The sequence below is a fragment of the Tardiphaga sp. P4_G1 genome (genome assembly GCF_056401215.1).
Map to the genome: position 1 here is coordinate 122761 of NZ_JBFUJU010000015.1, position 8332 is coordinate 131092.

Annotated in this window: 10 protein-coding genes; 8 read left to right on the plus strand and 2 right to left on the minus strand. The window is 63.6% G+C overall.

Translation table 11 applies throughout. The features are described from left to right. Nucleotides 1-6: 6 nt before the first annotated feature. The 4 genes from AC1DUY_RS28795 to AC1DUY_RS28810 all read left to right on the plus strand — a co-directional run bounded on the left by AC1DUY_RS28795 (nt 7) and on the right by AC1DUY_RS28810 (nt 3087). Nucleotides 7-669, plus strand: coding sequence for a hypothetical protein (locus AC1DUY_RS28795; protein WP_478118756.1), 663 nt, complete (start codon nt 7-9; stop codon nt 667-669). A 280-nt stretch (nt 670-949) separates the two neighbouring features. Next, entirely contained in the window at nt 950-1282 is a 333-nt protein-coding gene (locus AC1DUY_RS28800) for a helix-turn-helix domain-containing protein (RefSeq protein ID WP_089267244.1), read from the plus strand. Nucleotides 1283-1378: 96 nt separating this feature from the next. Then, nucleotides 1379-2197 carry an aldo/keto reductase gene (locus AC1DUY_RS28805; protein ID WP_478118758.1) on the plus strand — a complete coding sequence of 273 codons (819 nt, stop codon included), beginning with the start codon at nt 1379-1381 and terminating at the stop codon, nt 2195-2197. An 86-nt stretch (nt 2198-2283) separates the two neighbouring features. Beyond that, complete coding sequence (locus AC1DUY_RS28810; RefSeq protein ID WP_478118760.1) at nt 2284-3087, plus strand: YdcF family protein; 804 nt, start codon at nt 2284-2286, stop codon at nt 3085-3087. Between the two features lie 4 nt (nt 3088-3091). Here the strand turns inward: AC1DUY_RS28810 and AC1DUY_RS28815 are convergent, their stop codons facing one another. Beyond that, nucleotides 3092-3406, minus strand: a complete 315-nt coding sequence (locus tag AC1DUY_RS28815; protein WP_439058157.1) for a DUF3253 domain-containing protein — start codon at nt 3404-3406, stop codon at nt 3092-3094. A gap of 116 nt (nt 3407-3522) precedes the next feature. On the opposite strand from AC1DUY_RS28815, the gene AC1DUY_RS28820 reads away from it, so the two are divergent. Further along, entirely contained in the window at nt 3523-4449 is a 927-nt protein-coding gene (locus AC1DUY_RS28820; protein WP_231080876.1) for a hypothetical protein, read from the plus strand. Here the strand turns inward: AC1DUY_RS28820 and AC1DUY_RS28825 are convergent. Then, a complete protein-coding gene (locus AC1DUY_RS28825) occupies nt 4424-5140 on the minus strand; it encodes a DUF599 domain-containing protein (RefSeq protein WP_081421764.1) in 717 nt (238 codons plus the stop codon). The genes AC1DUY_RS28820 and AC1DUY_RS28825 overlap by 26 nt on opposite strands. A 128-nt stretch (nt 5141-5268) precedes the next feature. On the opposite strand from AC1DUY_RS28825, the gene AC1DUY_RS28830 reads away from it, so the two are divergent. From AC1DUY_RS28830 to AC1DUY_RS28840, 3 genes are all read left to right on the plus strand, one after another. Beyond that, on the plus strand, nt 5269-5925 hold the full coding sequence (locus AC1DUY_RS28830; RefSeq protein ID WP_120290250.1) for a glutathione S-transferase family protein: 657 nt from the start codon (nt 5269-5271) through the stop codon (nt 5923-5925). Nucleotides 5926-6151: 226 nt separating this feature from the next. Beyond that, entirely contained in the window at nt 6152-7105 is a 954-nt protein-coding gene (locus AC1DUY_RS28835) for a hypothetical protein (RefSeq protein ID WP_478118763.1), read from the plus strand. Nucleotides 7106-7155: 50 nt separating this feature from the next. After that, on the plus strand, nt 7156-7593 hold the full coding sequence (locus AC1DUY_RS28840) for a DUF1489 family protein (protein ID WP_116664113.1): 438 nt from the start codon (nt 7156-7158) through the stop codon (nt 7591-7593). Nucleotides 7594-8332 lie beyond the last annotated feature (739 nt).

Consider the following 8332-nt stretch of genomic DNA (forward strand, 5'->3'; position numbering starts at 1 on the left):
TTGCAGATGCGCTCAATTTCTAATGTAAGCCAATACGGAGTTGATGGTCGAAAGTCGCTCTTCTTGCTCCTGCTTTTATTTGCGATCCCCTCGGATGACTGCTCCGCGCAGACACCGCCGCCCCCAATCAACGAACGTGCATTCGAGCGCGTGCCGCCGACAGTCGTAACGAGGTTGGCGACCCGCTTTTCGCTAGGCTCATTTGCGGGCCGCTTCGAGGAGACGCGGCTCGACGCGGTTCGCGAAGCCCTGGGCGAAGGGACCATCCAACACCGAGGCGACGCTGGAGATAGTATCTATTGGCTGTGTTATCGGCGCGCGCAGCATCGATTGTGGGTCGTGTCCGGCGGGGAGATAGGCGGCCCGGATCATCTCGTCACGGAAATCGTTGAAGAGCTCACCGAGAAAGACGCCGGGGCTTCGACCGATTGCGGCATTATCCCGGAAAAATTCTCGCCCGTCGTCTTCGACGGCAAGCTGCATTTAGGTATGTCGCGTCAGGAGGTAATCACGGCGTTGGGACCGCCGTCGAAGTCGGAAGCTGCTCAGATCGTGTATTCGCACGAGGGAAAGCTCGCAGACGGTTTCGATGAGACCGCTTGGCTCATTCTCCGATTTCGTGAAAACAAGCTTGTGTCCATGCGCGGCGGCAAGACCACAACGAATTGAAGTGGCTGCGAGCAGCGTCCGCGCTTTGCGACGGATGGGAGCGAGCCATGCCCGCTCCCGCACGACCTGCATCACATACCCGAGCCGAATGCCTATCGATGCCCGGATGGCGGCTCATGGTTCAAAGCGGCCTCGCTCGCCGAAGCATGTTTCACGCGGTTTCAGCAACAAGGGTGCCCGGCCATCCCGCATCTCTTGGGGCCGACGATCGCCAACACCGGGATCGCCGGCTCACTTGTCTTCACGGCTCCTTAACTGCAATCGACGACCATCACGCGCAATGAGGTCGAACATGCGCTTGCGGTTGAAGGCTGACGGACGGATCGTCGAATTGCGGGACGGGCACGAGGTGCCGCTGGTTCCCGATATGCCTGTCGTGCCGGAGCCGGTCGCGGTGCGACCCGGCGAAGCCGAAGTGCGCGATCTGCGCCGTCGTGCGCAGCTGACCCAGATGGAATTTGCCGCGCGTCTTGGCGTTCCCGTCGAGACGATCCGCAATTGGGAGCAGGGCAAGCGCATGCCGCGCGGTCCGGCCCGTGCCTTGCTGGCGGTGATCGCACACGCACCGGACACGGTGTTCGCGGCGCTCGCGCCGGTTGCCGCGGACGCCTGAACGATCACTGTGGATTATCGCCTGCGCTGACGCGCCGGCGATGTCCGGGAAAAGCTTGTCGGCGTTCGTATCGTTCCTCCGTCCGAGGAGAAGATGATGCAGTTCGTGGAAGCAAACGGCGCCTGCATCCCGGCCATTGGCCTCGGGACATGGGAGTTGCGCGGCCGCATTTGTGCACGCGTCGTCGAGCAGGCGATCCGGCTCGGCTATCGCCACATCGACACCGCACAGGTCTATGAGAACGAGCGCGATGTCGGCGAGGGCATCCACGCGTCGCACATTCGCCGTGACGAGATGTTCGTGACGACCAAGGTCTGGACCACGCATTTCGCGCCTCACAATCTCGAACGCTCCGTGAAGGAGAGCCTGACCAGGCTGCGGATGACCGAGGTCGATCTGCTCTTGCTGCACTGGCCGAACCCGCAGGTGCCGCTGGAGGAAACGCTCGGTGCGCTGGCGCATGCCAGGCAGATGGGCCTGACGAGACATATCGGCCTGTCGAATTTCACCGTGGCGCTGATCGAACAGGCGGTGGCCGCATGTCCCGCGCCGCTGGTCTGCGATCAGGTCGAATACCATCCCTATCTCGACCAGGCGAAGGTGCAGGGCGCCTGCCGGCAGAATGGTCTGGCCATGGTCGCCTACAGCCCCATCGCCCAGGGCAATGTTCGCGGCGATGAAACGCTTGCCGAGATCGGCAAGGCACATGGCAAGAGTGCAGCACAGGTTTGCCTGCGCTGGCTGGTCCAGCAGGGCGCGGTGGCGATCCCGCGCACCTCCAAGGTCGAGCGTCTGTCGGAGAATATCGATGTGTTCGATTTCATGCTGTCCGAAAACGAGATGTCCCGGATTTCGCATCTGGCGCATCCGAAGGGGCGGCTGACCGACTACGGCTTCGCGCCGAAATGGGATTGATCCATCAAGCCGGCCGGCATTTGCCGCATTGATCTTGTGGGCAGGATGGCTCATGCAGTGACACCGTCCGGCAAGCCAAGGGCCTCATGTTCTTCACGTTCTCCAAGATGCTCGGCTTCTTCACGGAGCCGTCCAATGCGATCGCCATCATCTGCGTGATCGGCATTGTGCTGGTGCTGTTGCAGCGCCAGCGTGTCGGAACATTGCTGGTGACCTTTGGCATCCTGTTGCTGCTGCTGTTCGGCTATTCGCCTGTTGGCAATGTGCTGATGCTGTCGCTGACCGAGCGTTTTCCGAAATGGCAGGACGATGGCCGTGCACCCGATGGCATCATCGTGCTCGGTGGCGCTATCGATTCGGATTCGTCCGCGGCACGCGGCTCGCTGGAGATCAATTCGGCCGGCGAGCGGATAACGGTGATGCTGGAGCTGGCGCGCCGCTATCCGCAGGCGCGTATCGTCTTCACCGGCGGCGCCGGCAGCCTAATTGAAAAGTCGCTGTCCGAAGCGCCCGTTGCCGGCGAGCTGCTGCAGCGTTTCGGCGTGGCCCCCGAACGCGTCACGCTCGAAACCGCTTCCCGCACCACCGACGAAAATGCCGCCTTCACCGCAGGCCTGGTGTCGCCGAAGCCCGGCGAGCGCTGGCTGCTGGTGACGTCCGCCTGGCATATGCCGCGCGCGATCGGCGCGTTCCGCAGGGTCGGCTTCGATGTCGAAGCCTATCCGGTGGACTGGCGCACGCGCGGCTGGATCGACGCCACCGAGACCTTCGATTCCGCCAGCGCCGGCCTTGGCCGGAGCGACATCGCGGTTCACGAATGGGTCGGGTTGATCACCTATTGGCTCGCCGGCCGCAGCAGCGAGTTGCTGCCGGCGCCGAAGAAGCGGTGATGCGTCACTCCGCCTTCGGCAGCCCCAGCCGGTACACGCCGCGGAAGTCGTTGGGATCCTCGACCGGCTTGCCCTTGCGATAGATCACCAGGCGGTCGGCGAGCGCTAGCGTCACGGCGGCGCGGCGGATCGGCATCAAGAGTGCATGCCAGTCGCCCTCGGGCTCGATCACATGCGCGATCTCCGGCGGGCTCAGCGTGCCCGCGCCGTTGCGGGTGAGCGCGTCGAGGATGGCCTCGTCGAGCGGCAGGGCCTTGGGCTTCGGGGCGGCCGGTTTGGCGGCTGCCGGTTTCGGGGTCTTCGAACTGGGTTTGGACATGCTCTGCCATGACCCATCGTACCGCACGACGCAAGCTGTGGCTTGGCGGACATGGCGCGGGGCAGGGCGCGACGCTATGATTGGGCCAGTCGGCGTACAGAAGTCTCATTAGCCCCATGGAACCAAGGCACCTCATCCGCGCAGCGATTGCCGTCTCGGTGGTCGGCCACCTCGCTTTGGCGGCCGGGGTCTATTTCGCCGATGCGCGTCCGATGGAGCAGCATGAGGAGAGCGTTGCCGTCGATCTGGTGACGCCGCAGCAGCTCGCAGAGGCCGAAAAGAAGGCCGAGGAGACGCCGCCGGAGCCCGAGAAAAAGCCAGAGAAGAAGCCGGAGCCGGAATTTCGGCTGCCCGATTTGACCAACAAGCCAACCCTGGAAGAGCAGAAGACGCAGGCCGTCGCCGCCAAACCGCAGTCATCGGCGCAAAACACCCCGCCGCAGCCGCAGAAGACATCGCCGCAGCAACCCGCACCGTCACCGCAGCAACAGGCCGCCCAGCAACCTCAGCAGCAAGCCCAGCAACAGCCGCAGGCCATACCCGCAACGCCGCCTCCGTCAGCGCCTCCCGCTACGCAGCCGCCGTTGCAGCAGCAGGCTGCGCTGCAGGCTCAGCCGCCGGCGCCGCAACCGGGCCCGCAGCAGGCGCCGCCGCAGCCCGAGGCCGATATCACCGTGAAATACGGCGTCATGCTGGGCTTGCCTGAAGGCTTCGGCGGCGGCGCATCGGAGCAGGCGGACCTGTCCAAGCTCGACATCGCCGCTTTCCGGCGGCATCTCAAAACCTGTTCGAAATTGCCCACCACCGTCGCGCGCGGCGATGACGCCAAGGTCAAGCTGCGCGCCGTGTTCTCGCCGGATGGCCGGCTGGTTGCCGAGCCCACGGTGATCGAGGTCCGGCGGCCGGCCAAGGCCGCGCTCTTGATGCAGGCGGCCAAGCAGGCGCTGGAAGCCTGCCAGCCCTATGCGATGCTGCCGGCCGACAAATACGACGAGTGGAAAGTGCTCGATCTCGATTTTACGCCGCAGGATTTCGCGGGGTAACCCTTATTTCGGCGTCAGGCGCCATGGCCTGCCAGGCATTGGAGGCGAACTGCCGGCGCCAGGTCACGATCACCACGGCAGCCGTCGAGACCAGAAACACCCAGGGGCTGACGAACCAGCCGAGATAGCCGAGCGCGAAGAAGAAGGCGCGCTGCCCGCGGTTGAAGTGCCGGGCCGCCGCGCCAAACATCCGCGTGGTGCGCACCACATGCGCTTCGGCCTCCGGTGTGTCGCGCTTCGAGGCCAGCGGCATCGCACCGATCAGGATCGCGACGTAGTTGAACAGCCGGTACGACCAGGCGAATTTGAAGAACGCATAGACGAAAATCAAAATCAGCCCGAAGCACTTGATCTCCCACATGCCGGGCGTCGTGTTGAAGCCGAGCGGCAGGTTCTGCATCATCGGCATCACTTCGTTGGTGGCGCGCAGCAGCGCCAGCGAGCCGCCGATGGCGATCAGCGTGGTCGAGGCGAACCACGCGGTGCCGTTCTGCAGCGATGTCATGATATGGGTATCGACGATGCGCGCCTCGCGTTCAAGCAGACGGCGCATCCAGACCTCACGATAGGCGTGCATGCGTGCGGACAGGCTGTCGCGGCCGTATTTGGTGTGCTCCAGCGTGATCGCATAGGTCGTCCACTCCAGGATGAAGAAGCCCAGCGCGAAGACGTCGACCCAGGAATAGTTGATCATGAAGCACCTATTGTATCAGTTGGCACTTCTGACACGCATGCCGTGATGCAGCAACAAGCCTGTGTACGCGGCTTGCTTGCAGAGGCGTATGCGTGGCAATTTACCGGTGTCGCAAGGAGTGGTTGATGTCGCTGTCGCTGGTGATCGGAAACAAGAATTATTCGTCCTGGTCGATGCGGCCATGGGTTGCGCTGAAGGCCTGCGGCATCCCCTTCGCGGAGGTGTTTGTCCCGCTCTACACGGATGCCGCCGACAAGCAGCGCATTCTCGATGTGACCCCGTCCGGTAAGGTGCCGGCGCTCGTCGATGGCGAGATCACGGTGTGGGATTCGCTGGCGATCATCGAATATGCCGCCGAGCGTTTTCCGGATGCAAAGCTCTGGCCGGAAGACCGGGCCGCGCGCGCCCATGCGCGTTCGGTGTCCGCCGAGATGCATTCCGGCTTCATGCCGCTGCGCAACGAATGCGGCATGAACCTGCACCGGCCGGTCCGGGCGAAGGCGCTGTCCGACGATGCCAAGGCCAATATCCGGCGCATCCAGCAGATCTGGGCCGATTGCCGCGCGCGTTACGGCAAGTATGGACCGTATCTGTTCGGCGCCTTCAGCGGTGCGGATGCCATGTATGCGCCGGTGGTGCACCGGTTCCTGACCTACGACATCGATGTCACGCCGGAAGCCCGTGCGTATATGGATACGATGCAGGCGCTGCCGGCGTTCCGGCAATGGACCGACGAGGGCCTTGCCGAAACCATCGTCATTCCGCGCTTCGAGGATGACTAAAGCGTTTTCGAGCGAAGTGGACAGCGGTTCGCGTCCAGAAAACGCGTCAAAATAAAAGATCGGGCCAAGGTTCTGATTTCATCAGAATCCAGGCCCGCGCCGCCACGATTTCGTCATGACCGGGGCCGTGCCATAACAACCGCATATTGCGGGTTCATGGCAGCCCGACTTTCTTTGGAAGCATTTTCTTCGGAAGTATGGCTTCCACATATGCGGGGACGACTCGATGAACGGGGTATGGGCGAATTCGCTCGATCAAATCTGGCGCGCGCCGACGCTCCCGATGTGGCTCGCGCTGGCTGCCTCCATCTTCTTCGCCCTGATCGTGCTGGCAACGCTGCTGCGCGCCGAGAAGTCCGTCGCCAATGGTGCGCTGACCGTGATCACGCTGCTGGCGATCGGCGTTGCTGCTGCGGCGACGCTGCGCAAATCCGAAACCGCAGGGCAGGACGCATCGCACGCCGTCGTTGCAATGCCTCAGGTGAATGCCTCGCTGCCGGCGCTGTCCTGCCTCGACGATCTCGCCGGCGATATGGTGCTCGCGGGCTGCGAGAAGGTGCTGTTTGGCTCGGCGGATTCGGTGGCGGCTGCCGTATCGGCCTCGGCTGCGCAGATCAATCGTTTGACGTCGTATGGCGATGTCGCCGCAGCGAATAAATCCATGACGCCTGAACTGGCGGGGCTGCGCCGCGCGATCGAGCGCGATCGCTACGGCCTGATCGCCTATGTGCTGCAATCGCGCGATCGCTGCATGCCGGAGAGCTGCGCTGCCTATGCCGCGCTGACCGATCGCAAGCGGATTGCTGCGAATATGGAAGAGCGCACCTATGAGGGCCTCGTGACACGCTATGCGCCCGGCTGGAACGCGCCGCCTGCGGCCGCGGCCGCAGCGACGGGCGCGCTGGCCGGATTGCCGGCGTCGGTTCCGACCGGCAAGCCGACCACGGCCGATTTTCCGTCCTCGTCCTCGATTCCGCCGATCTCGATCATGACGGAAACGCCCGTGAAGCCACCGGCGGCCGCCAATGCGCAGGCGCCTGCGCCGCGCGCCGCGTCGACAACGCCGCCACCTGCTGCTGCGAAGAAGCAACCCGCACCGAAGACCGCCGCTCGTCCACAGGCGCCTGCCGCCCCAGCGCCCGTGCAGCTTGCGCCGGAAGCTCCGCCGGCCGATAACTGAGCGGTGGATAACGCCTTGTAAAACCGTGTCGCACTGCCGATTTCTGACCCATGCCCCTGCATCTCATCAAGCTCGCCGTCGGCTGCGAATCCATCGCGGATTTCAAGAGCTATCTCTCTGAACGGATGCGCGCAGCAAAAGCGCGCGGCGCGCCCCAGCATCACATCCACATCACCCGCATGGTGCCGAAACGCGATGCCGAACTGCTCGACGGCGGTTCGCTCTACTGGGTGATCAAGGGTGAGATCGCGCTGCGCGAAAAGATTCTTGCGATCGAACCGTTCCGCGACAGCGACGGTATCAATCGCTGTCGTCTGGTGATGCAGCCGAAGCCGGTCACGGTCGCGCCGCGCCCGCTGCGCCCGTTCCAGGGCTGGCGCTATCTCACCGACAAGGACGCCCCGCCGGATCTCGGCAAGGCTGCCGCGAGTATCGAAGCGATGCCGGAGCCGATGCGGCGCGAGCTGCGGGAACTAGGGCTGCTGTAGGGCAGGGCTCGCTCGTCATTCCACCCCATACTCGTCATTCCGGGGCGTGCGAAGGCGGCAATGCCGCCGAAGCGCGAACCCGGAATCCCGGAGTGTTTTGCGCTGAACATGTCGAGATTCCCCGCACTCCAATTGGAGTGGCTGAGGTTTGCCTGCGCGAAGGCGCGCAGCCGCCCTCAGGCAAACCAATTGGTTTGCCTGAGAATGACAGTGTAGGGCGGCAAGACAGCGCCTAAACATTTTTTCCTATCTGTCGTTGACAGCATCCCTATCTTGATTATATTCCCCTCCGTCCTGCCCCACCGAGAGGGGCGATCGCGATCGTCACGTTCGCGGGGTGGGATGCGGTGGACGCCGGAGATGCGGCGTCACGCGGTTCATGGGGGAACGTCTGTCTTCGGGCAGGACGGATCTACGCCAGCACTGCCACTGGCAAGGACACGGCCGACCTTGAGATGGAAAGAGCCCTGGACAGTGTGACGGACGACCAAATCGAAACGCGTTCGGCCAAGTGCTTTGCGGCTACCCTGTCCCTCCGCCCTGGGACATTAATTTTGGTGATGGGACCGTTCGCCATGGCAGATGTGCAGGCAACCGAAAAAACACCGCAGGCGGAACGCTGGGCACTCGCTCGGCGCCTCCGAAAGTCCTGATGCACACTAACCTGCGGAAGACCGCATTCGCATCAGGCCCAAGGGTGCAACGGGCACCCGGCGTTCCGCACGCCCTCTCACAAGGG

Coding starts and splice junctions, on each gene's coding strand:
- AC1DUY_RS28795 (WP_478118756.1), top strand. CDS start 7: ATGCGCTCAATTTCTAATGTAAGCCAATACGGAGTTGATGGTCGAAAG.
- AC1DUY_RS28800 (WP_089267244.1), top strand. CDS start 950: ATGAGGTCGAACATGCGCTTGCGGTTGAAGGCTGACGGACGGATCGTC.
- AC1DUY_RS28805 (WP_478118758.1), top strand. CDS start 1,379: ATGCAGTTCGTGGAAGCAAACGGCGCCTGCATCCCGGCCATTGGCCTC.
- AC1DUY_RS28810 (WP_478118760.1), top strand. CDS start 2,284: ATGTTCTTCACGTTCTCCAAGATGCTCGGCTTCTTCACGGAGCCGTCC.
- AC1DUY_RS28815 (WP_439058157.1), bottom strand. CDS start 3,406: ATGTCCAAACCCAGTTCGAAGACCCCGAAACCGGCAGCCGCCAAACCG.
- AC1DUY_RS28820 (WP_231080876.1), top strand. CDS start 3,523: ATGGAACCAAGGCACCTCATCCGCGCAGCGATTGCCGTCTCGGTGGTC.
- AC1DUY_RS28830 (WP_120290250.1), top strand. CDS start 5,269: ATGTCGCTGTCGCTGGTGATCGGAAACAAGAATTATTCGTCCTGGTCG.
- AC1DUY_RS28835 (WP_478118763.1), top strand. CDS start 6,152: ATGAACGGGGTATGGGCGAATTCGCTCGATCAAATCTGGCGCGCGCCG.
- AC1DUY_RS28840 (WP_116664113.1), top strand. CDS start 7,156: ATGCCCCTGCATCTCATCAAGCTCGCCGTCGGCTGCGAATCCATCGCG.